Origin of the sequence: Celeribacter baekdonensis (genome assembly GCF_900102315.1) — a bacterium.
GTDB lineage: Bacteria > Pseudomonadota > Alphaproteobacteria > Rhodobacterales > Rhodobacteraceae > Celeribacter > Celeribacter baekdonensis.
On record NZ_FNBL01000004.1, the window covers coordinates 90,008 to 110,157 of the forward strand.

The 20,150-nt window shown below is 54.9% G+C and carries 25 protein-coding genes; 15 read left to right on the top strand and 10 right to left on the bottom strand.

Going from position 1 to position 20,150, the window contains the following annotated elements; translation table 11 throughout:
• Positions 1-57 precede the first annotated feature (57 nt).
• Genes BLT54_RS08960 through BLT54_RS09000 form a run of 9 tightly spaced genes read left to right on the top strand, consistent with a single transcriptional unit; the run spans position 58 to position 4,661 of the window.
• Positions 58-450, top strand: coding sequence for a FlgB family protein (locus tag BLT54_RS08960; RefSeq protein ID WP_074643814.1), 393 nt, complete (start codon positions 58-60; stop codon positions 448-450).
• 12 nt (positions 451-462) lie between these two features.
• Positions 463-855 (top strand): flagellar basal body rod protein FlgC, encoded by a 393-nt coding sequence (gene flgC, locus BLT54_RS08965; protein ID WP_074643817.1) that lies wholly within the window; start codon positions 463-465, stop codon positions 853-855.
• A gap of 29 nt (positions 856-884) precedes the next feature.
• The gene (fliE, locus tag BLT54_RS08970) at positions 885-1,181 is read left to right on the top strand and encodes a flagellar hook-basal body complex protein FliE (protein ID WP_074643820.1); all 297 of its coding nucleotides are present in this window, start codon (positions 885-887) and stop codon (positions 1,179-1,181) included.
• A 3-nt stretch (positions 1,182-1,184) separates the two neighbouring features.
• Positions 1,185-1,451: a flagellar biosynthetic protein FliQ gene (locus BLT54_RS08975; protein ID WP_074643823.1), complete on the top strand. Its 267-nt coding sequence runs from the start codon at positions 1,185-1,187 to the stop codon at positions 1,449-1,451.
• Positions 1,451-2,167: a flagellar hook-basal body complex protein gene (locus BLT54_RS08980; protein WP_074643827.1), complete on the top strand. Its 717-nt coding sequence runs from the start codon at positions 1,451-1,453 to the stop codon at positions 2,165-2,167. Before BLT54_RS08975 ends, BLT54_RS08980 begins: the two co-directional genes overlap by 1 nt.
• 14 nt (positions 2,168-2,181) lie before the next feature.
• Positions 2,182-2,967 (top strand): flagellar basal-body rod protein FlgG, encoded by a 786-nt coding sequence (gene flgG / locus BLT54_RS08985; protein WP_009570537.1) that lies wholly within the window; start codon positions 2,182-2,184, stop codon positions 2,965-2,967.
• On the top strand, positions 2,964-3,401 hold the full coding sequence (gene flgA / locus BLT54_RS08990) for a flagellar basal body P-ring formation chaperone FlgA (RefSeq protein WP_083351770.1): 438 nt from the start codon (positions 2,964-2,966) through the stop codon (positions 3,399-3,401). The genes flgG and flgA overlap by 4 nt, the downstream gene beginning before the upstream one ends.
• A 13-nt stretch (positions 3,402-3,414) precedes the next feature.
• Positions 3,415-4,140 (top strand): flagellar basal body L-ring protein FlgH, encoded by a 726-nt coding sequence (flgH, locus tag BLT54_RS08995; protein ID WP_074643830.1) that lies wholly within the window; start codon positions 3,415-3,417, stop codon positions 4,138-4,140.
• A gap of 11 nt (positions 4,141-4,151) precedes the next feature.
• Entirely contained in the window at positions 4,152-4,661 is a 510-nt protein-coding gene (locus BLT54_RS09000) for a flagellar basal body-associated FliL family protein (protein WP_074643833.1), read from the top strand.
• A 15-nt stretch (positions 4,662-4,676) separates the two neighbouring features.
• On the opposite strand, the gene BLT54_RS09005 is transcribed toward BLT54_RS09000, so the two are convergent.
• The 9 genes from BLT54_RS09005 to BLT54_RS09045 form a co-directional block, all read right to left on the bottom strand.
• Entirely contained in the window at positions 4,677-5,045 is a 369-nt protein-coding gene (locus tag BLT54_RS09005) for a hypothetical protein (RefSeq protein WP_143026785.1), read from the bottom strand.
• Positions 5,045-6,139: an EscU/YscU/HrcU family type III secretion system export apparatus switch protein gene (locus BLT54_RS09010; RefSeq protein WP_074643839.1), complete on the bottom strand. Its 1,095-nt coding sequence runs from the start codon at positions 6,137-6,139 to the stop codon at positions 5,045-5,047. Before BLT54_RS09010 ends, BLT54_RS09005 begins: the two co-directional genes overlap by 1 nt.
• Positions 6,139-6,915: a flagellar biosynthetic protein FliR gene (locus BLT54_RS09015; RefSeq protein WP_074643843.1), complete on the bottom strand. Its 777-nt coding sequence runs from the start codon at positions 6,913-6,915 to the stop codon at positions 6,139-6,141. Before BLT54_RS09015 ends, BLT54_RS09010 begins: the two co-directional genes overlap by 1 nt.
• Positions 6,912-9,002: a flagellar biosynthesis protein FlhA gene (flhA, locus tag BLT54_RS09020; RefSeq protein WP_074643846.1), complete on the bottom strand. Its 2,091-nt coding sequence runs from the start codon at positions 9,000-9,002 to the stop codon at positions 6,912-6,914. The genes BLT54_RS09015 and flhA overlap by 4 nt, the downstream gene beginning before the upstream one ends.
• 237 nt (positions 9,003-9,239) lie before the next feature.
• A complete protein-coding gene (locus BLT54_RS09025; protein WP_074643852.1) occupies positions 9,240-11,663 on the bottom strand; it encodes a hypothetical protein in 2,424 nt (807 codons plus the stop codon).
• On the bottom strand, positions 11,660-12,529 hold the full coding sequence (motA, locus tag BLT54_RS09030) for a flagellar motor stator protein MotA (protein ID WP_074643855.1): 870 nt from the start codon (positions 12,527-12,529) through the stop codon (positions 11,660-11,662). The genes BLT54_RS09025 and motA overlap by 4 nt, the downstream gene beginning before the upstream one ends.
• Positions 12,530-12,606: 77 nt before the next feature.
• Positions 12,607-13,152, bottom strand: a complete 546-nt coding sequence (locus BLT54_RS09035; RefSeq protein WP_245707987.1) for a MotE family protein — start codon at positions 13,150-13,152, stop codon at positions 12,607-12,609.
• 80 nt (positions 13,153-13,232) lie between these two features.
• The gene (locus tag BLT54_RS09040; RefSeq protein WP_009570526.1) at positions 13,233-13,640 is read right to left on the bottom strand and encodes a hypothetical protein; all 408 of its coding nucleotides are present in this window, start codon (positions 13,638-13,640) and stop codon (positions 13,233-13,235) included.
• Positions 13,641-13,650: 10 nt separating this feature from the next.
• Entirely contained in the window at positions 13,651-14,151 is a 501-nt protein-coding gene (locus BLT54_RS09045) for a flagellar basal body-associated FliL family protein (RefSeq protein ID WP_074643862.1), read from the bottom strand.
• A gap of 127 nt (positions 14,152-14,278) precedes the next feature.
• On the opposite strand from BLT54_RS09045, the gene fliF reads away from it, so the two are divergent.
• The 6 genes from fliF (at position 14,279) to BLT54_RS09075 (ending at position 19,536) form a co-directional block, all read left to right on the top strand.
• Complete coding sequence (gene fliF / locus BLT54_RS09050; protein WP_074643866.1) at positions 14,279-15,922, top strand: flagellar basal-body MS-ring/collar protein FliF; 1,644 nt, start codon at positions 14,279-14,281, stop codon at positions 15,920-15,922.
• Positions 15,922-16,557 carry a FliH/SctL family protein gene (locus BLT54_RS09055; protein ID WP_074643869.1) on the top strand — a complete coding sequence of 212 codons (636 nt, stop codon included), beginning with the start codon at positions 15,922-15,924 and terminating at the stop codon, positions 16,555-16,557. The genes fliF and BLT54_RS09055 overlap by 1 nt, the downstream gene beginning before the upstream one ends.
• The gene (locus BLT54_RS09060; RefSeq protein ID WP_074643872.1) at positions 16,550-16,828 is read left to right on the top strand and encodes a FliM/FliN family flagellar motor switch protein; all 279 of its coding nucleotides are present in this window, start codon (positions 16,550-16,552) and stop codon (positions 16,826-16,828) included. The genes BLT54_RS09055 and BLT54_RS09060 overlap by 8 nt, the downstream gene beginning before the upstream one ends.
• A gap of 5 nt (positions 16,829-16,833) precedes the next feature.
• Positions 16,834-17,568 (top strand): flagellar type III secretion system pore protein FliP, encoded by a 735-nt coding sequence (gene fliP, locus BLT54_RS09065; RefSeq protein ID WP_074643876.1) that lies wholly within the window; start codon positions 16,834-16,836, stop codon positions 17,566-17,568.
• Positions 17,569-17,950: 382 nt separating this feature from the next.
• On the top strand, positions 17,951-18,208 hold the full coding sequence (locus tag BLT54_RS09070; RefSeq protein WP_074644445.1) for a metal-sensing transcriptional repressor: 258 nt from the start codon (positions 17,951-17,953) through the stop codon (positions 18,206-18,208).
• Between the two features lie 8 nt (positions 18,209-18,216).
• Positions 18,217-19,536 (top strand): MFS transporter, encoded by a 1,320-nt coding sequence (locus BLT54_RS09075; protein WP_074643879.1) that lies wholly within the window; start codon positions 18,217-18,219, stop codon positions 19,534-19,536.
• Between the two features lie 57 nt (positions 19,537-19,593).
• Here the strand turns inward: BLT54_RS09075 and BLT54_RS09080 are convergent, their stop codons facing one another.
• On the bottom strand, positions 19,594-20,148 hold the full coding sequence (locus tag BLT54_RS09080; protein WP_074643883.1) for a hypothetical protein: 555 nt from the start codon (positions 20,146-20,148) through the stop codon (positions 19,594-19,596).
• Between the last annotated feature and the right edge of the window lie 2 nt (positions 20,149-20,150).

Sequence of the window (20,150 nt, forward strand, 5' to 3'; positions counted from 1 at the left end):
CTTTCTAAAGGAATCAAGGTTAAGCCTTGGTTGAGATAACTCGGAGGAGAAGCCCCGATGTTCGAGAATTTGGATATTTTTAAAATGGCAAGCGGGCTGGCCCGTCACGCCGTCACACGTCAAGAAGCCGTCGCGAAAAATATCGCGAACGCCGATACCCCCGGCTATCGCGCCCAAGATGTTGCGTCTTTTGAAGAGGCCTATGAGAGCAACACCGCAAACACCGCCATGCGCACGACGCGTGAGGGCCATATGGTATCTGCGGCGTCCGAGAATACGAACGGGTTTCGGCTTTTTGATACGCCCGGTCCCAGTTCGCCCAATGGCAACACCGTTTCGCTAGAAACCGAAATGATGAAGTCCTCTCAGGTGCGGCACGAACATGACCTCGCGCTCTCTGTCTACAAAACCTCAATGAACATTCTGCGCACTTCGATCGGGCGCAGGTAAAGGAGGCCGAACATGTCAGATCTTCAAAATATTCTTAGTCTTTCCGCCTCCGGGATGAAGGCACAGGCCAATCGCCTGCGCCATGTGTCAGAGAACATCGCCAACGCGGATACCCCCGGATACCACAGAAAAACCGTTTCTTTCGAAGAGGTTGTGGAACAGGGGGCAAAAACCGGCGCGGTGAACACGGGGGATGTTCAGTTGGATCAAACCAAGCTGACCCGCGTCTACGACCCCGGACATCCGATGGCCGGTGAAGATGGATTTTATGACGGCTCCAATGTCGAGCTGATGATCGAAATTGCGGACGCCCGTGAGGCACAACGCAGCTATGAGGCGAACCTCAAGATGTTCGATCAGGCCCGACAAATGTCGTCGTCATTACTTGAACTGCTGCGCCGGTAGAACGCCGCGCACAACCTTAGGAGACCAGAATGGACATCCGCTCAGCATTTGCCGCCCAAGGCTACGCCTCGACGCGCCCAGCCACCGCGCCAAAACCGGGAGCCGAAGGGCAATCCACCCAAAGCGCCTTTGGTCAGGCCGCCGCCAGTTTTGCCGACACCTTACGCCAAGGCGACGAGGTGGCTCAGGCGGCGATGTCTGGCAAGGCCGACAGTCAATCTTTGGTTCAGGCGCTGGCCCAGACGGAATTGGCGGTCGAGGCCGCCGTGACCGTGCGCGATAAGGTCGTTGAGGCCTATCAAGAAATCCTGCGGATGCCGGTGTAAGCCATGGATGAGATGGTCTTTTATGACACGCTGCGACAGGCGCTTTGGATTGCGGTGATCATTTCAACGCCAATTCTTGTCGTCGCCCTGGTGGCGGGCCTGGTCGTTGGTCTGTTTCAGGCCTTGACCAGCATTCAGGAAATGACCCTCACCTTTGTGCCAAAATTGGTCGCCATGCTCGTCGTCTTTTGGATGTCGATGGGCTTCATGACCGAAGCCCTCACCAGTTTTTTCCACGACCGCATCATTCCCTTGATCGGAGGTCTATAATGGACAGCGCAGGATACACATCCCTCACCCGCATGGTTGGTTTGAACCGCGAAATGCAGGCGATCGCGAACAACATCGCCAACGTGTCCACCACCGGGTTTCGCAAAGAGGGGCTTATCTTTTCGGAACATATTTCGGCATTGGAGCGAAACGAGGACAGCCTGTCGATGGCCGAGGGCAATGTGCGCCTGACCAATGACAGTCAGGGGCCTTTGACGCCCACAAGTGGGGCCTATGATCTTGCCATCGAAGGTGACGGTTTTTTCATGATCGACACCCCCGATGGTCAGGCCCTCACGCGGGCCGGGGCATTTACCACCAATGATCAGGGCGAATTAACCACCCATGATGGCTATCGCTTGCTCGACAATGGCGGGGCGGCGATTTTCATTCCGCCGGACGCCCAGACAGTTGCCGTGTCCTCAGACGGCACTCTCTCCGCCGATGGCCTGCCACTGTCGCAAATCGGCCTCTACATGCCGGAAGATCCCAACACGCTGACGCGCACAAACGGCGTTCGGTTCATGACCACCGGCGCGATTATTCCGCAAGAAAATGCCGTCATTCTGCAGGGTTACGTCGAGAATTCGAACGTCAATGCGATCACAGAGGTCGCCCGGATGATCGAGGTCCAACACGCCTACACCATGGGTCAGAAATTTATGGAGCAAGAGCATGACCGGATCCAGTCCGTCATCTCGACGCTCGGTCGTTAAGGAAGGAGCCAGACATGCGTGCTCTCAAAATTGCAGCCACGGGGATGAGCGCCCAGCAGATGCGGGTGGAAACCATTTCGCAGAACCTCGCGAACATGAACACCACGGGCTACAACGCCCGGCGCGCCGAATTCGCCGATCTGCATTATCAACAAATGGCCCGTCCCGGCACAATCAACTCCGCCGACGGAACGATCCTGCCCACCGGGGTTCAACTTGGCCTTGGTGTGCGGCCCTCTTCGGTCACGGTGCAATTGGCCCAAGGGTCGTTGTCGCAAACCGGCGGCGATCTTGATCTGGCCATCGAAGGGCAAGGTTATATCGAAGTCACCCTGCCCTCTGGCCAATCCGCCTATACCCGCGACGGCGCGCTCAAACGCTCCGCCGATGGGCTGATCGTCAACTCAGACGGCTATGAGGTGGTGCCGGGCATCACCATCCCCGACGATGCGCGTTCCATTTCGATCAACGCCGAGGGCGAGGTCTACGCCTATTTCAACGACGTGATTGATCCGCAACTGCTGGGGCAATTCTCTCTTGCGGGCTTTACCAATGCCAAAGGGCTTGAGGCGATCGGCTCCAACCTCTTTCTCGAAACAACCGCATCGGGTCCGGCACTGGTTGCATCGCCGGGCGTGAACGGGCTTGGCACTTTGCGCCAAGGTTATCTTGAGGACAGTTCCGTCGATGCCGTGCGCGAAGTCACCGAGCTGATCGAAGCCCAGCGCGGCTATGAATTGAACGCCAAAGTCATCACCGCCGCCGACCAAATGCTCTCTGCGACGACGCAAATCCGATGATCAAACGCCTCCTCATACCCCTCATCTTGTCAATTTTGACAACGCCGGGTGTCGCCGACACAGTGGTCGCCGCACGCACCATCCGGGCACAAACTTTGCTTTTGCCCGACGATCTGACCGTGATCGAAGGTGATGTTCCGGGCACCATTACCGCCATCGAAGACGCCGTGGGTCTTGAAGCGCATGTGATGCTTTACACTGGGCGTCCGATTTCCGCCTCTGACATCGGCCCTGCGGCCATCATCGAACGCAATCAAATTGTCTCGCTCGTCTATAGCCGTGGCGGTCTCTCTATCTATGCGGATGCGCGCGCCCTGGGCCGTGCTGGCCCCGGCGACATGCTCCGCGTCATGAACCTTTCCTCCAAAACCACCGTCTCAGGCGTCGTTGCGCCGGATGGCACCGTCCGCGTCGGCGGTTCCATCTCTCAATAGTCAGGATTTTCCCATGCGTATGTCCCTTATCCTTCCCGCGGTTTTGACTCTCACCGCCTGCACCAGCCTCGAAGAGGTCGGGCGTCTTCCCTCATTTTCTCCCGTTGAAACCTCCGACGAAACATCTGCGATGCTCAATCCGCCCCTGCCGGAAAAAATCGAAATCCGAAGCCCGTCGGATGCCGCATCGCTTTGGAATGCCTCCCGCGGCTCGCTTTTGGGGGATCGGCGCGCGATTGAACGCGGCGACATTATGACCGTGGTGGTCGAGATCGACGACAGTGCCGAAATGTCGAACACCAGCAATCGGGGTCGCTCCGGCTCTGAATCCATGGGGGTTCCTTCTCTTTTCGGCATCCCCGAACGCATCAATTCGCAATTGCCCGATGGCGCGACAATGGGCTCCGCCGTCTCGACCAATTCCACCTCCGCCTCTTCGGGCAATGGCAGCGTCAAGCGCAATGAAAAGCTCAAACTTCTTGTCGCGGCAACGATTGTCGATGTGCTGCCCAATGGCGTTTTGCACATCAAAGGTTCGCAAGAAGTGCGTGTGAATTTTGAAATTCGTGAGCTTTTGGTCGAAGGCTATGTGCGCCCCGAAGACATCACGCGCCAAAACGAAATCACCTATGACAAAATCGCCTCTGCCCGCATTTCTTATGGCGGCCGGGGTCAGATATCTCAGGTGCAACAACCCCGCTATGGGCAACAAATTGCGGACATCGTTTTGCCGTTCTAAAGGAGAGTCCCGTGATCAAAAAACTACTCCCCATTCTGCTGGCTCTCGTTGGGCTTGGTGCGGGTGTTGGCGGCGGGCTGATGCTGCGCCCGGACCCGGAAATTGTTGCCATTGATCCTTGTGGCGACACTGAGGCCGCCACACTCCCTGACGCAGAGCATGGTGGTGACGAAGAGGCGCCCCCTGAAAACACTGCATTTGAGTATGTGAAACTGAACAACCAATTCGTGATCCCCGATCTTGACGGAGGGCGAGTGACTGCGATGGTTGTGCTCTCGCTGAGCCTTGAGGCCACAACGGGCAGTCGCGAAGCGATCTATGCCCGCGAACCAAAATTGCGCGATGCGTTCCTTCAGGTGCTGTTTGATCATGCCAATACGGGTGGATTTAAAGGCGCGTTTACCGACAGCAGCACGATGAACGCCCTGCGGCGTGCCTTGGTTGAGGTGGCTCAAAAAACCATTGGGTCACAGATCAACGATGTTTTGGTAATCGACATTGTACGCCAAGACATTGGCTAAACGCACGGACCGGCGTCACATCTTTCCGGTGTGGCGCTCGGTGAGGCGGTCCAAAGCATCCTTTTTACCGAAAGCCTTCCGGGTTTGCCCAAGCTGAGTCTCACGCCGTTCAGCGATCTGCGCCAAGTCCCTCAAAGCTTGGCGCTTTTCCTTTTCAACCCATCTGTGCCATGCGGTATCCGCGCCCATCAGGCTCGCCATGTCAAACCCATCAGACGCCCCAACATGTTGAACACGTTGCGCACGGGCCGCGTCGATCTCTCGCAATCTCGCCTTTGGCCCCTCTTCTTCACGCTTGATCGCGGCAAGTTTGGCCAGCTCTGCAGTCAAGGACAGCTCCGCAATCTCCTTAAGGCTTCTGAGTTTTTTGAGATCTTTGGACATCATTTACCGCCAAATTGGGTTTTCATCTTTTTGCGCATGGCTTCGGCAAAGCGGATTGAGGCCGCAACCGCGCGATAATGTTCGGGCAGAATCTGGTCGCCAATTTCCACCGTCGCATACAAAGCGCGCGCCGTTGGCGGATCGCTGTGAATTGGGATCGCGTTCTCGTTGGCCACTTCGCGAATGCGCGCAGCAATGTCATCCACGCCCTTGGCCACGCAAACAGGCGCACCGCCTGCCATGCGGTCCCATTTCAATGCCACAGCATAATGAGTTGGGTTCACAACGATCACATCCGCTTTGGGCACATCCGCCAGCATTTGGTTCATCACGATGTCATAGCCTTTTTGACGCCGCTTTTGTTTGAAATGCGGATCGCCCTCCTGATCCTTCGATTCATCCGTCATTTCCTTGCGGGACATACGGTGTTTGCGAATATGTTCGGTGTATTGAAACAGAAAATCCACACCGCCGATCAGGGCAGAAATCACCAAAACAATCGTCATGAAGCCAATCACCAGCTTAACCAATGTCGTCGTCACCATGCCGGGGCTGAGCGACACCGTCGCCAAGATTTCTGGAAGTTTTGAATAGAGATAAAACCCAAGCACGATCGAGTAGATCAACAATTTGAAAAAGCTTTTGGCGAATTCAAACAGGCCAGAACGTCCAAATTTGTTTTTGGCGTTCGAAATGGGTGAGATTTTTGAGAGTTTCGGCTCAAGCTTGCTGGGTGCAAAAATCATCGACCGGGTGGCAAAAACAGTCGTCAGAGCCAAAACCGCCGGAATGGCGAACCATGGCAGTAAGTTTCCCCCGATGGAGGTCATAAGGCCCAACGTCCAGGGGCGCCCCGACCCGTCAAACCACGCCTGCGCATTCAGATCGGCATTGGCCATAAGCGATTGTAGCGTGGTGCCCATGCCTTGCAGGCTGGTCGCGCCAAGCCCCATCGCGGCAATGATAAATCCGAAATAGGCTGCGGCTGTGGTCAGGTCGTTTGAGCGGGGAACCTCACCTTTTTTGCGCGCATCATCAAGTCGCTTTTGCGACGGTTCATATTGCTTATCACTGTCATCATCGCCCTGTGCCATCATGGCCCTCCGAACGGATCAATGAGCAGTTGCGCAAAGCCTGAGCGCCACGTTTCAAGCAGGATCGGTGCCGTGGCAAACAGCAACAAAAGACCGCCAAGTGTGATCGCTGGCGCACCGACAAAGGCGACCATCAATTGCGGCATCGCGCGGTTAATCACGCCCAGCGCTACGTTGTAGATCAGCGATCCAACGACAAACGGGGCGGCAAGAGTGAACGAGATCGAGAAGGCTTTCGAGACATGTCCCACCCCCCAGACCATTACATCCCGAGGCGCGACGAAGAGGCCGGGGGGGAAATAGTCGTAGGACAGGATCAACACTTCGGCCACGCGCACATGCAGGCCAAGCATTACCGCCAGTGCCAGACCGGAAACGGACAAAAGGTGCCCGATGGCGGGCTGGGCCTCGACGGAACCGCCTCCGAAAATCTGCGACAAGGATGTGGATTGTGCCACCATCGTTCCTGCGATCTGAAGCGCCATCACGAAGATCCTGAGCGCCAAGCCGAGCAAGAGCCCGGAAATCACTTCGGTCAAGACACCTTTTGCCAGGCCCGACGGCATCAAAGCCAAGGTTTGAAGTTGCGGCGCGACGGCCGGGAAAACGATCACCGTAAAACAAATGGCCAGAACCAATCGCACGCGCTCCGGGATGGACCGTTCGCCAAAGGCGGGAAGAACGGCCATGACCGCACCGACGCGTAGAAACACCAGAAATGCAATGGCGAACCCTGTCTGGCTCAATCCAATCAGATCGCCAAGCTCTACCGTCATGCGGGCACCAATCCGACGAGGGAGGGCTTGGCATCCGTTCCGATTTCCTCAAACGAATAAACCGGGTTGTGGATGCCTTGTGCGGACAAAACCGTGCGCAGGAACCGCCGACGGCGCGTCGAAGTTACGATACCCGGATAAATCCCAGTTTCACCCGCTTTGGCGATTTTATCCGCCATGGTTTTGGCAAGTTTATTAAACTCTGCGGGCGGCAATGCGACATCGGTACTCCCGCGCTCTCCCTCGATTTGGTAGGTCGTGAACCGATCTTCCCATTCCGGCGCAAGCTGCAAAAGCGGCAGGGTCCCATCTTCGCGCTTGATCTCAGAAATCAGTTGGAATCCAAGGCGTTGACGAACGTGCTCACAGATAGATTCCGCTGTGGAATGGGCCCCGCGAGCCTCGGAAATCGACTCGAGAATCAGCGCCATGTTTCGAATGGACACCCGTTCCTCAAGCAACAGCCTAAGCACGGAGAGTAACAAATCCATCGGGACCCGCTCCGGGATCATGTCATTGAGCAGCTTTTGGTTGGCCTCAGCCCGCCTTGTGTCTGACAGGTTACTCATTTCATCCAGCAACCTGCGCAGAGATTTCATCGTCAAGAGACGTGGGAAATTGCGCTTGATCACTTCGAGGAGATGCGTGGCCAAGACTTCGGTCGCACTCACAACCGTGCATCCCATCAATGCGGCGTCTTCTTTTTTGGACGGATCAATCCAACGGGCAGGCGCACCATATACAGGCTCAGACACGTCTTCACCGAGAGGCAATCCACGTGCGTCACCGTAGACAAGGGCCAAAGCCTGATCTTTGCGCAAGCGGTCACGGGCCTGTTCCACCCCCTGGATTCGAACAACATATGTGCCCGCTGGCAGGGTCGGATCATCGGTCAGACGAATTTCAGGCAGAATGAGACCAAACACGGTGGCAACGTGATTGCGCATGTTCACGATACGGGCATCAAGGCCTGTCTGTTGGTCAAGAACCATGGCGACAAGATCTGGGGCAAACTCAACATGGATGTCATCAAGATCCAGAATATCGCCCATGGACTCTGGTTTTTCTGCCTCTGCGCTTGCCTTGACCTCTTGTTTCGTTTGCTCTTTTGCCTCTTCGTCATTCTTGCGCGCCATATAATAAGCGCTTCCGCCCAAGATCGCAGCCCCGCCGATGAATGGGACAAAAGGCAGGCCGGGGACAAAAGCAAAGAGAGTCATCAACACTGCAACGGTATAGAGCGCGGGCGGATACCTACCCAGTTGGCGGAAGAGCGCAAGATCGGCAGCGCCGCTTGTCCCTCCCTTTGCGAGAAGAAGCGCGGCGGCGATAGAAATGATAACCGAAGGGATTTGACTGACCAAACCATCTCCGATTGTCAAAATCGCATAGGTTTCAAAGGCTTTCCCAATTGGCATGTCATGCACGACCACGCCAATGACCAATCCCATAATGATATTCATAAGGGTGATCAAAAGGCCCGCAACCGCATCACCTTTCACGAATTTCGAGGCCCCATCCAATGAACCAAAGAAGGTGGTTTCTGCCAGTTCCAGCTCGCGACGGAGTTTGGCTTGTTCGTGGGTGATCGCGCCGGCGGAAAGGTCGGCATCAATGGCAAGTTGACGTCCGGGCATGCCGTCCAATGCAAACCGAGCGCCAACCTCCGCCATCCGGCCAGCACCTTTGGTGATCACCATGAAGTTCACAATCAACAAGACCGTAAAGACAACCAGACCAAGCAAGACCGAGCCGCTCATCACAAAGCTTGCAAACCCTTCGATGACATTTCCGGCAGCATTTGTACCGGTATGCCCTTGGCCAATGATGAGTTTTGTAGAGGACACGTTGAGTGACAAGCGCAACATCAGACTCGCCAAAAGAACAGTGGGAAAGGCCGAAAAATCCAGCGGTCGTTCAATAAAAAGCGTGACGGTAAAAATAAGGATGGCAAGCGCGAAGCTTGTGGCGAGGCCAAGGTCGAGAATCCATGACGGCACTGGCAAGACCATCATGACAATGACCACCATGAGTGCCAGCGCCAATAAGATTGTGGGTTTGAATATTTCTTTGAGGCTAAAGGTCATCGCGCTACCTCAAAAAAGTAAAAATCCAATAGAGGGAATTGGGTGACACGATTTGGGAGGTGTGGTTTGAAGCATCGCGATTGAGTGCTGTCTGCAACACTCTGGTCTGAAAGAAAATCAGACACTTTGGAAATAAACCATATTCTCATTGTCTGCTGCAATTCTTGCTACTGTTTCAACGAGACTATGGTGAACGTGGTTTACAAAGAGTGTACGCGAGCCAAACGTTTCATATTTTCAGTCAAGAACAGCCTCAAGAGCACTGCGCTTGTTGCGACTGGACGAGAGGATGTCTTGGACAGACGACAGGCTCGGCGCTCCTGCGGCGTTGCTCTCAGAAATTTGTGGCGTTGCCAACACAGATTCCGCGAACCGGGCCATATCCGGATTTTGAGAACCTTCGAGGCTATTCCAGTCTTCTGCCACAATTGCAAATGTGTCTTTATCAGAACTATCCCCAAATCCTTCAAGTGTTTGAATCGATTTTTCGGGCGCATTCATATAAAAATGTGCCTTTGCCGCGACATGCCGCGCCTCTTCCCCCGAGAGTTGCGTGGCATATCGAAGAGCCGCGTCGAACTCTCCAACACCCAAAAAAGCCTTTGCCAAAATCAACTTTGCCTCGTCTTCACTCTCACCCGAGTAGAGAGTCATCATCTCCAAAGTAGAATCGAAAAAGCCCATACCTACGAGACGTTGTGCTGTTTTGAGGCGCGCCGAATCTGAGAGAGCCGCGCTGGAAATTTTGGTGAGATTTCCGATCACGACTTTGGAAAAAACCATATCATTTTTGCTTGAAGTCAATTGCTCCAAAGCCGCCGACATCAAGCTGTCAATGGCCTCCTCGTCAGTGCCGGTCTCCCTTTCTCTATCAAGGGCGCGCCGAAGCGCAATGTCCGCGTCACCAGAGTGAATTCGCGCCAGGATTGCCGCGTTTTGGAGTGCATGACCCTCTGCGCTGCCACGATACTCCACTGCCATGGCTTCGGCATTCTCCGCAAACTTTCGGTCAATGGTTTCACCAGACATCGCCTTAGTTTCAATCAAGCGCACCAAAGCTTCGGCCGCCATGGGGCCGTCTTGACCGACAATATCTTCAAATGATGAAATGGCCTGTACGGTCCCGCCATTTGCGAGTTGTAATTCAGCATCGAGCAGGGCGAATGCATCGCCATGTTCACCTTCGGCGCGAGCAATCGCATTTTGAATGTATTTCGCGCTCGTCTCATCGTTGATCTCAAGAAATCGTTCTGAGAGAACAGGCCCGAGGTGGCGACGAATATGCAGTGGCAAGGCGGAAAACGTCGCCAAAATACTGTCTTTGTTGTAATCGTCCCAAGCATTCAGGTGCTCTTTGGACATAACAGCCCAAAAGGCTACTTCCCCATCACATCGAAATTGTTGGTCCAGACGCCCTGCGTTGGATGCGTATCCATGATCCATAATGTCAGCTATAGCCCAAAGCACATCGTGCCCTTCAACCGTCACACCAAAATTGGTTAAAACCGACTTCGCCTCAACACCAAATGTCAGGAAAAGATAATATCTCGCCAGACGTTTGACCCCTTCGGGATCAGGATTGTCGAATTCTCCGATCGCGCCCGCACGAAATATTGGAAGTTGTAGCCCTTGATCCAATGGATCGCCCCAATCCTCAATGGCCACCAGAGTATTCTCAAGACAGGTGTTGCCATGTTCATCGCGACGCTCAGACTCGGCAAGCCGCAATTGCTCACGATCAATTGAAGACTGAATGCGAATGTGGCTACGATCCGCTTTAGGGAACTCAACTTCGACCTCTGGGGTCGTTTTCTGAGTCTTTTCTTCTTCATTCAAACTATGAGATTGGACCTCTTCGACAATGGTTTCGGTCGGGGTAACATCCGCGTCCAGCAACCCTTGGGACACTGCCCGCCCGACCTGTTCAAGCAACTGCAACTGAAGTTCGTCAACGCGTTGATTGCGCTTCGCTGAGTCCTTTTCGGAAGCTCCCATGGTTGACAAGGGTGGCGGCTCAAAATGATTGTCACCGGCTTGATCGTTGCCAAACACAATCGGGAACTCCAAACTGTCTTGACCAATTTCCTGACCCACCGCATCCTCTTGCACACCCCCGAGATCATCGCGGCCATCGCCAGAAATCAGCAAAGACTCAGCGACATTAACCTCCGCCAAACTGGGCATGAGTGTTTGCAATGTTTCATTGGTTTCGGCACCAGGTGGAGAAGGAAAATCACTGTCATTCTCTATGACTTGATTTGTCTCAACGGCTGAAATAGGTCGCTCAAATTTTGACTCGGAACTCGGCGCACCATCTTTAATGTCGATGACAATACGCCCCTCCCGAAGTTCAAAAGCATCGGCATGTACAGCACCAGAGACCCGAATGACAAAGCTGGATGGCTCAGTTGAAATAGCTGTTATTCTGGTTCTGGGTATCTTGTCGAAAACAGCTTTCGCATCGAATTCGATGCCTTGCTCAGAGACGCGAAACTCATAATCGTCGCCCTTTCGTCCAAATTCCCAATCCGCAACAGTCGGAAACTGAAGAACAATGCGCGAAAAGTCGGCGTGCTCTCCAGACAGGAGAGCAACCGACTCCGCCCGCAATGTCAGCGGGAAAAAGAAAATCGCAAGAATGACGGTAAAAACGCGGATCATGCGGCGTCCGATTTGACCTCTTTTAGGGCTTCTTCCAACTCGGAAAAACTTGGTCGGCAATGGCCAGGTGTATTTTGGCGTCCAACCTCGATACAGATATTCGTGGCATGGTTGTGAAGGTTCGCAACAAGCACTTCTCTGATGAGTTGATAAAAATGTCCGTCTTCCTCGATGACATCCTTCATTTTTGCCGAAAAGGGACCAACCAGACCGTAGGCTAAGAACACACCAAGGAATGTCCCGACAAGAGCGCCACCAATCATTTTGCCCAAGATTTCTGGCGGCTGATCAATGGATGCCATCGTTTTGATAACGCCAAGCACGGCGGCGACGATCCCAAGCGCGGGAAGCCCGTCACCGATCGCTGCCATCGCGTGGGATGAATGAAGGGCGTGATGCAAATTCGCCTCAAGACGCTTTTCAAGCACCTCCTCAACTTGATGCGGATCATCATAATTCATGGAGGCCGAGCGTAAAGTGTCGCAAATCAGAGCGACCGCTTCTTTGTCGCTTAGAATTTTGGGGTATTTCGTAAATATCGAAGAGTTTTCAGGCGCTTCGATATGTTCCTCAAGCCCGACCGGGTTCTGTCTTGCCAGCCGGATCAGTTCGAACAGGAGACAAAGCAGGTCTTTGTAATCTTCATGCTTCCACTTTGGACCTTTGAAAACTTTCCCCATATCCTTCAGCGTATGTTTGATGCCGGATATGTCATTGGAAATCACAAAAGCCCCCGCGGCGGCACCACCGATCATCATGAACTCAAAGGGCAATGACTTGAGAATAATCCCAAGCTTGCCGCCCGCGGCAATATAGCCCCCGAACACCATGATAAAGATCAGCAAAATTCCAACAATACCGATCATATTTTTATGTCCTTAGTCTAGAGTCCGGGTGAGATAACCCTGTCACAAACCTCTTAAAAAAGTCTGTCAAATGCATCTTATTCACTCGGGGCGTTGGCATTTCTGCCCGCCAAAATGACAGATATTGTGTAGGCTGTTTCCGGCTTAAGTCCCGCCATCACGGCACCGGCCGCGTCTGGACGCATACGCCCCAAGAAACCCGCAGCAAAATCGGGGGACATCGCTTCAAACAACGCTGCCGCTTCTTTGGGTTTCATCGATTCGTAGACGGTTGTGAGCTTTGCCAAGTCATCCTCAGCCGCAGATTGTGATCGGACCATGGTCGCTTCAAGACGCGCTTCCGCCTGTTCCAAGACGCCCATGCTCTCCAGAACTTCCGCCTTCGCGACTTCGATTTCTTTCATTTTTTGAGCGACCAACAGCTCTTTTTCCTCAACACTCTTTTCACGCTTTAGAAGTGCCCCAATCAGCGCCTGGGTTTCCTCATCGGTTTGACAAGCAACCGGATCAGCCACCCCCTGCGATTCTGCTCCCACCTCATGCGCAAGATCCGAAACCTCCCGTGCAATTGCAGCCCCCGTGCCCGACGCCAAACGCACCACAGCGGACGTCAAAAAGACCAAAGCGATGATCCAAAGAGCGCCCCGCCCTGAGCGAATTTTGCGTTTGGGCGTCTTGCTTTTTGCCTTTGTTTTGGGCGCTTTCATTCTGCGGCCTCCACGCGTGTTCTTTGACTCAAAAACAATGTCTCGCCTTCAATATTGCCATCGGCCGAACCTGGCCGCGGAGCAACGGACGAAACCACGGTTGGGCCAGCTTTCGGGGCTTCGGGCAAATCGTGCATGGAGGCAATCAATAATTCGAGACGGCGCGACACATCCTCAGCGCGCGATGTGAGGTCTTCGAGTTTCACCGCAGACCCCGCAGCTGTTTTTTGCGCTTTAATCAATGTCTTGGTCATATCATCCACCTGAGCGGACAAAACGGCAATCGCGCCACCAACACCTTTTTCAAGATCTGTAAACCGACTGAGCCGGCGGGCAAGAACCGCGCAATACACACCCACGGCGAAGGTCCCGGCGATCATCAAGATATCAGCAATCAGTTCCATATCGGGCTCCTCAATTAACCACGAATTCCATGATGAGAACGTCCTTGATCCGCCCTTCACCCGCAACAATCTGCAACCGCCGCAAAATCTGTGACCGCAGCCGCACCAAGGCAGAGGGATTTTCAAGTTCTGACACTTCAACGGCACGAAGATAGCCGTTCAAAATATCGACAACGCGGGGGAGAAGGGTGATCACCTCTTGCTCGTATTGCAAAGGCACTTCCAATTGCGCCTGAAAGCGCAGGTGGCGACCACGCCCGGAGGTATCAATGAGATTGACGATCAAAGGCTCAACCGACACGAAGGCGACGCTTGGCAAAAGCGCAAGCGGCTCCCCCTCCAATTCGCTCAATTGCTCCTCTTCATGCCCGCCTGCAGCGCCGAACAACATGCCTGAATAGACGGCGAAAAATCCCCCGCCACCCAAAACCAGCATCAAGACGACCCCCAAGATCAGGGGGAGTTTTGATTTTTTCTTCGGTTCTTCGTCGAGCTGTTCAGCGTCAGCCATGAGTCCATCCAAAAATTTCTTTCTCGAATCCGTTTTATCCTGAAGTTAGCTAACCGATTGTTAAGGCTCATCAGACATTCCTTAAAACAGACGGGGGCAGAAGCCCGCACATCTAAGGAGTGACGTCTTGCAACAGATCCTCTCTGTTTGGTCCAACCTCGACCCGAAACGCCGATTGATTGTCATTGGCGCAACTGCGCTGATGTTCGCCGCGATTCTCGGGCTGTCTCGGATGGCGACCAAGCCCTCCATGGCGCTTTTGTATTCCGGCCTCGAATCGAGTGCGGCAGGCGAGGTTGTGCAATCGCTTGAGGCGCAAGGCGTGGTCTATGAGATTCGCGGAGGTGCGATTTTTGTGCCCACGAATGTCCGCGATGAATTGCGCATGACGCTTGCCTCCGAAGGGCTGCCCGCAAATTCAACCAGCGGGTATGAGTTGCTTGATTCCCTGTCGGGCTTTGGCACCACGTCACAGATGTTCGACGCGGCGTATTGGCGTGCAAAAGAGGGCGAAATCGCGCGCACAATTGTCTCATCGCCGCAGATTCGCTCTGCTAGAGTGTTGATCGCAAACCCTTCCTCGCAACCTTTTAAACGCCAAATCGCCGCCTCCGCATCGGTCACAGTCATCACCACCAGCGGCGCGCTTTCGACAGACCAAGCCAAGGCGTTTCGGTATCTCGTGGCCTCTGCGGTCTCAGGCTTGGCGCCTGAGGACGTGTCGGTGATTGATGGTCGTTCTGGCGTGGTTATGTCAGGCGATGACACCGCCGCAGGCGCATCATCAAGCACCGATCGCGCCGACGAACTGCGCCAGAACGTTCAGCGCTTGCTTGAGGCGCGCGTGGGCGTGGGCAAAGCCGTGGTTGAAGTGTCTCTCGAAACGGTGACCGATCAAGAATCCATTTTCGAACATCGCTTCGACCCGGAGGGGCGCGTGGCGATCAGTTCGGAAACAGAAGAGCGTTCAAATTCTTCGCAAGATTCCGGCGATGGATCTGTAACAGTCGCCTCCAACCTGCCCAATGGGGCCGGTGCCGCAGGCGGTGATTCGAGTTCAAACAACAGCGAAACACGCGAGCGCGTGAACTATGAGGTCTCCGAAACCCGCCGCGAAGTCCAACGTGGCCCCGGTGCGATCAAACGATTGACGGTTGCTGTTCTGGTCGACGGAATAAGAACACTTGATCCAAACACCGAAGAAACCCTATGGACCCCGCGCAGCGAGGAGGAATTGGCCGCGTTGAGCGCCCTTGTGACCTCCGCCATCGGATTGGATGAGACTCGTGGCGATCAGATCACGATCAAAACGATGGAGTTCGAACCCCTCCTTGTGGCTGGCACCGAAGCACAAAGCTCACTGATTTCCGGAATCAACATTGATCTGATGTCGATCATTCAACTTGCCGTTTTGGCGGTTGTTTCGCTGGTTTTGGGTCTGTTTGTACTGCGTCCGATCTTGTCCAAACCCACTGTTTCTGCCCTTCCTGCCCCAACGGACTCCGCTGAGCGGAGCGGAATGGACAATATGCCGGCAACAATTCCCATGCCGGAGATGCCGCGCTCCAATGTGCCTGCCCTCAATGGAGAGATTGATGGCGGCTTTGAGTTGCCAACCCTTGGCGTGGTTTCGGATTTTGACTTTGGCGACGAAGAATTTGGCATCTCCAATGATCCGGTGAAGCGCCTGAAAAGATTGATCGAAGACCGCCAAGACGAAACGGTTGAAATCCTGCGTGGCTGGATGGAAGACACGGAGGAGAACGCCTGATGAAATCTCTTTTCCCACTGGAAGATTTTGGGGCAGCACATAAAAAAGCCGCAACGCGACACACGGGGCAAACGCCTGCACCCGCGGCGCCTCCTGTCGGACCCACTCCCGAGGAAATCGAAACCAACCGGATGGCGGCCTACGAGCAAGGCTATAAGGCGGGGTGGGATGACGCCGCAACGGCAGAAGCCGAGGATCAGAGTCGCATCGGCGCGGAATTTGCCCGTAATCTTCAAGACTTAGGCTTCACATTCCACGAAGCGCGATCACACATCATGAAAGCGCTCGAACCGCTTTTGTCCGAAATGGTTGCAAAGGTTTTGCCGCAATTGGTGGCGGAAACTTTGGGGCAAACAATTTTGGAACATCTTTTGCCGATGGCCGAAGATGCCTCGGATGCGCCGATTCAAATTGTGATCTCTCCGGCCTCACGTCCCGCAATTCAGCGTCTCATTGACGAGTCGTTAACCATTCCATTGGAAATCATTGAGGAACCCAGCCTCGCAGACGGGCAGGTCTATCTGCGCATGGGAGAGCTGGAAAAAAGGATCGATATGGATGCGGCGGTCGACAAGATCGGCCAAGCCATCAACGCGGTCTATGCATTGAACGAGGAGGCCATGAAACATGGTTGACGACAGCGACGACACCAATGCGCACCCGTTTTCACAGGTGCCGATTGAAATCATGATCTCCGTCGGAAAGGCGCGCCCTTTGGTGAAGGATTTGCTCAAACTTCAAAGTGACAGCATTCTGGCACTGGACCGCAATGTGGACGACCCCGTCGAACTTTATGTCGGTGACAAATTGATCGCGCGTGGTGAGTTGCAAGAACTCGATGGCGATCAAGCCGGGCAACTTGCGGTCCGCCTGACCGAAGTGGCCGATCTCAAGAACGGGTTGTAAGGCCCATGCGGCGTTTGCTACTGCCCGCGCTCCTTCTTGGCTTGGCGCTTTTCGCCGATATGGCGGTTGCACAGGACATCACCCTCAACCTTGGCGAGGATGGGTCCCTGGCCACGCGGTCCATCCAAATCATGCTCTTGGTCACAGTGCTGAGCATTGTGCCCGGCATTGCGGTGACGTTGACCTGTTTCCCGTTCATCGTCACCGTTTTGTCCATCCTGCGTCAGGCGATCGGCCTACAGCAGTCGCCCCCAAACATGTTGATGGTCAGTCTCGCGATGTTTTTGACCTATTTCGTGATGGAACCGGTGTTCATGGAAAGCTGGGCCAACGGGGTCGAACCTTTTGTGAATGGCCAAATCGAACTGGAACAGGCTTTCGCCCTTTCCGTCGATCCGTTTCGCGGCTTCATGTCAAACCGGATTGACCCTGGCACCTTCTCGCAACTTCAAGAATTGCGCGTGGATTTGGGGGAAATCGACGGCGTCTCCCGCGACGCGCCCTTGTCGCTTTTGGTCCCGTCTTTCCTTTTGTCAGAAATAGAACGCGCCTTTCAGATCGGGTTTTTGATCTTTCTGCCCTTCCTGATCATCGACCTCGTTGTCTCGGCAATTCTGATGTCGATGGGGATGATGATGGTGCCGCCTGCAATCGTCTCCTTGCCCTTCAAACTGGCGTTTTTCGTGGTCTCAGACGGATGGGCCCTGATTTCAAGCGCATTGGTGCGCAGCTATTTCTAGCAGATGGAATGCGAAACCTCGATTGCGCGCTCAGGCGGAACTCGACCACCGTTTCGGAAATGCCTGCCGTCATCCGCGACTTGCCATGCGCTCTCAAAGTAGTCGCTTTCATTGGTAAATGGTGTAAGTGTGCTTGGCATTGGCAAAACCCATGCAATACGTTTGATGAAATTGGGCGCGGCCAGCCCCATGACCTTTTGACGATTGCCCGTTTTGATACGGTAATCCTTCCAACAATAGGCCACGGTATCGGCAGGGCAACAAGCCCGGCGCATCAAACGCGATCTCGCTTCGCCAGTTCACATGGGTCTGCCTGTCCCTTTCTGCTCATGCCGCGTGTTCGGCGTCTTGCGCCATCCCCCCGGGGAGGATACCAATGCATATGACACAATCTCACACCCATACAAGCCACCCCAAGGTCGTATCCCGACTGAAGCGCGCCGAAGGGCATTTGCGCTCGGTCATTTCCATGATCGAGGACGGGCGGTCTTGTCTTGATGTGGCGCAGCAGTTGCAAGCCGTGGAAAGCGCAATCCGAAACGCCAAACAGGCATTGATTCATGATCACATGGATCAATGCCTCAACGCTGAAGACAGCCATGACCGGACTGAACTCAAAGCCATTTCCCGTTATCTTTAGGGGTCCAAATGTTCGATATCCTGTCTGACCGCACCTATCGTCACTTGTTCCTCGCACAGGTCGTGGCCCTTTTGGGTACGGGACTGGCCACGGTCGCGCTTGGGCTTTTGGCCTATGATCTGGCGGGCGACGGAGCCGCGATGGTGCTGGGCACCGTGTTCACCATCAAGATGGTGGCCTATGTCGGCATTGCGCCTATTGCCGGGGCCTTCGCGAACCGTGTGAACCGTCGTGCGCTGCTGGTCGCGCTTGATCTGGTGCGTGGAGCGACAGCGCTTTGCCTGCCGTTCGTGACCGAGGTTTGGCAGGTCTATGTCCTCATCTTCCTGCTCCAATCGGCCTCGGCGGCATTTACGCCCACGTTTCAGGCCACGATCCCCGATGTTCTGCCCGAGGACGCGCGCTACACCCGCGCGCTGTCTCTGTCGCGGCTGGCCTATGATCTCGAAAACATCGTCAGCCCGACCCTCGCCGCGCTTCTGCTCGCGGTGATGAGCTACAACAGCCTGTTTTTTGGCACCGTGGTCGGGTTTACGGCCTCTGCCCTGCTCGTGGTCTCGGTCCTGTTGCCCAGTCCCAAAGCGTCCGAGCCACGCGGCATCTATGACCGCACCACGCGCGGCATCCGTATCTACCTCGCCACCCCGCGCCTGCGTGGGCTTCTGGGGTTGAATCTCGCGGTGTCCAGTGCCGGGGCAATGGTGTTGGTGAACTCTGTGGTTCTTGTACGGGGGCAGTTGGGGTTAGGTGAAAGCGCGCTGGCCTGGACGATGTTTGCCTTCGGCATGGGAAGCATGATCGCAGCGCTGCTTTTGCCGCGCGTGTTGGATCGTACTGCGGACAGGCCCGTGATGGTTGCCGGAGCGTGGGCCATGGTCGGAGCGCTTGTTTTCCTCGCACTAGCGATCATGTCAGTTGGCCTTAGCTTGCCACTTTTGTTGGGTATCTGGCTGGTCATCGGCCTTGGCTATTCCACCGTCCAAACGCCCTCGGGCCGATTACTGCGCCGCTCGGCCCATGCCGAGGACCGTCCAGCAGTCTTCGCCGCGCAATTCGCACTGTCACACGCCTGCTGGTTAGTAACCTACCCGCTGTCCGGCTGGCTGATGACGGCTTTCGGGACAGTGCCTGCACTCGTGGTTTTGGCAGCGGTGGCGTCAGTTGGAATTGTGACGGCGCTTCGACTTTGGCAAGTCGAGGACCCGGAGATTATCGCACACACCCACGACAACCTGCCGCTCGATCACCCGCATCTTCAGGGGCATCGGCATCACAGCCACCCGCTTGTCATCGACGATGCGCATCCGCGTTGGGGGTCACAGTTCTGAGAGTGAACGAGACAGGGCAACGCACCGGCCAGATGGGCAATGCCTTTTTTGGAAATCTCAGTGATCGTGGGGGTTTTGGCCCGATGCCAGTGCCATGTGATGGGCCTGATGGTGCATACCCACGGTCATCAATCCGATGAAGCCAAGGCCCCGAATGCGGGCTGTGTCCGATCCGGTGACGGTCATGACCGCTCCACCTTCGACCTCTTCCGCCTGCATGGCCCATCCTTCCACACCGTTCATTGTGGCCACATGCGCGAGCACCATCGCGCGGATCGAAGCCACGGTGGCCGAATCGGTGGAGGTCACGACAAACCGCGCCCCACCGTCGATCTCTTCTGTCGCAACATCAGCACGCAACGTGACGTTGTCCATGTCGATCAGGTGACGGCGCAGAGCCTCGACATCCACCGTGCTCCAATCTGTCGCTGGATTGGCCATCAGCGCGGTCGTGATTTCTTGAATAGCAGCAAAGGCGGATTGTCCGCCTTCATTCAACTGTGGGGCGTCCTGTTGGATGAAATGGCGCGCATGGTTGGTGTCCATTTCGTCCTGCGCAAGGGCAAAGCAGGGCAAGGTTAAAGCAATGAATGTCAGTGGAATCCGTTTCATGG

Excerpts from the sequence above, each read along its gene's own strand:
- BLT54_RS09045 (WP_074643862.1), bottom strand. The coding sequence starts at position 14,151 with ATGGCTGACGCTGAACAGCTCGACGAAGAACCGAAGAAAAAATCAAAA.
- BLT54_RS09075 (WP_074643879.1), top strand. The coding sequence starts at position 18,217 with ATGTTCGATATCCTGTCTGACCGCACCTATCGTCACTTGTTCCTCGCA.
- BLT54_RS09040 (WP_009570526.1), bottom strand. The coding sequence starts at position 13,640 with ATGGAACTGATTGCTGATATCTTGATGATCGCCGGGACCTTCGCCGTG.
- flhA (WP_074643846.1), bottom strand. The coding sequence starts at position 9,002 with ATGACCTTTAGCCTCAAAGAAATATTCAAACCCACAATCTTATTGGCG.
- fliP (WP_074643876.1), top strand. The coding sequence starts at position 16,834 with ATGCGGCGTTTGCTACTGCCCGCGCTCCTTCTTGGCTTGGCGCTTTTC.
- BLT54_RS09060 (WP_074643872.1), top strand. The coding sequence starts at position 16,550 with ATGGTTGACGACAGCGACGACACCAATGCGCACCCGTTTTCACAGGTG.
- BLT54_RS09025 (WP_074643852.1), bottom strand. The coding sequence starts at position 11,663 with ATGATCCGCGTTTTTACCGTCATTCTTGCGATTTTCTTTTTCCCGCTG.
- flgG (WP_009570537.1), top strand. The coding sequence starts at position 2,182 with ATGCGTGCTCTCAAAATTGCAGCCACGGGGATGAGCGCCCAGCAGATG.
- BLT54_RS09015 (WP_074643843.1), bottom strand. The coding sequence starts at position 6,915 with ATGACGGTAGAGCTTGGCGATCTGATTGGATTGAGCCAGACAGGGTTC.
- BLT54_RS09010 (WP_074643839.1), bottom strand. The coding sequence starts at position 6,139 with ATGGCACAGGGCGATGATGACAGTGATAAGCAATATGAACCGTCGCAA.
- BLT54_RS09055 (WP_074643869.1), top strand. The coding sequence starts at position 15,922 with ATGAAATCTCTTTTCCCACTGGAAGATTTTGGGGCAGCACATAAAAAA.
- BLT54_RS08980 (WP_074643827.1), top strand. The coding sequence starts at position 1,451 with ATGGACAGCGCAGGATACACATCCCTCACCCGCATGGTTGGTTTGAAC.
- flgA (WP_083351770.1), top strand. The coding sequence starts at position 2,964 with ATGATCAAACGCCTCCTCATACCCCTCATCTTGTCAATTTTGACAACG.
- BLT54_RS09080 (WP_074643883.1), bottom strand. The coding sequence starts at position 20,148 with ATGAAACGGATTCCACTGACATTCATTGCTTTAACCTTGCCCTGCTTT.
- flgC (WP_074643817.1), top strand. The coding sequence starts at position 463 with ATGTCAGATCTTCAAAATATTCTTAGTCTTTCCGCCTCCGGGATGAAG.
- BLT54_RS09070 (WP_074644445.1), top strand. The coding sequence starts at position 17,951 with ATGACACAATCTCACACCCATACAAGCCACCCCAAGGTCGTATCCCGA.
- motA (WP_074643855.1), bottom strand. The coding sequence starts at position 12,529 with ATGATCGGTATTGTTGGAATTTTGCTGATCTTTATCATGGTGTTCGGG.
- BLT54_RS08975 (WP_074643823.1), top strand. The coding sequence starts at position 1,185 with ATGGATGAGATGGTCTTTTATGACACGCTGCGACAGGCGCTTTGGATT.
- BLT54_RS09005 (WP_143026785.1), bottom strand. The coding sequence starts at position 5,045 with ATGTCCAAAGATCTCAAAAAACTCAGAAGCCTTAAGGAGATTGCGGAG.
- flgH (WP_074643830.1), top strand. The coding sequence starts at position 3,415 with ATGCGTATGTCCCTTATCCTTCCCGCGGTTTTGACTCTCACCGCCTGC.
- BLT54_RS08960 (WP_074643814.1), top strand. The coding sequence starts at position 58 with ATGTTCGAGAATTTGGATATTTTTAAAATGGCAAGCGGGCTGGCCCGT.
- fliE (WP_074643820.1), top strand. The coding sequence starts at position 885 with ATGGACATCCGCTCAGCATTTGCCGCCCAAGGCTACGCCTCGACGCGC.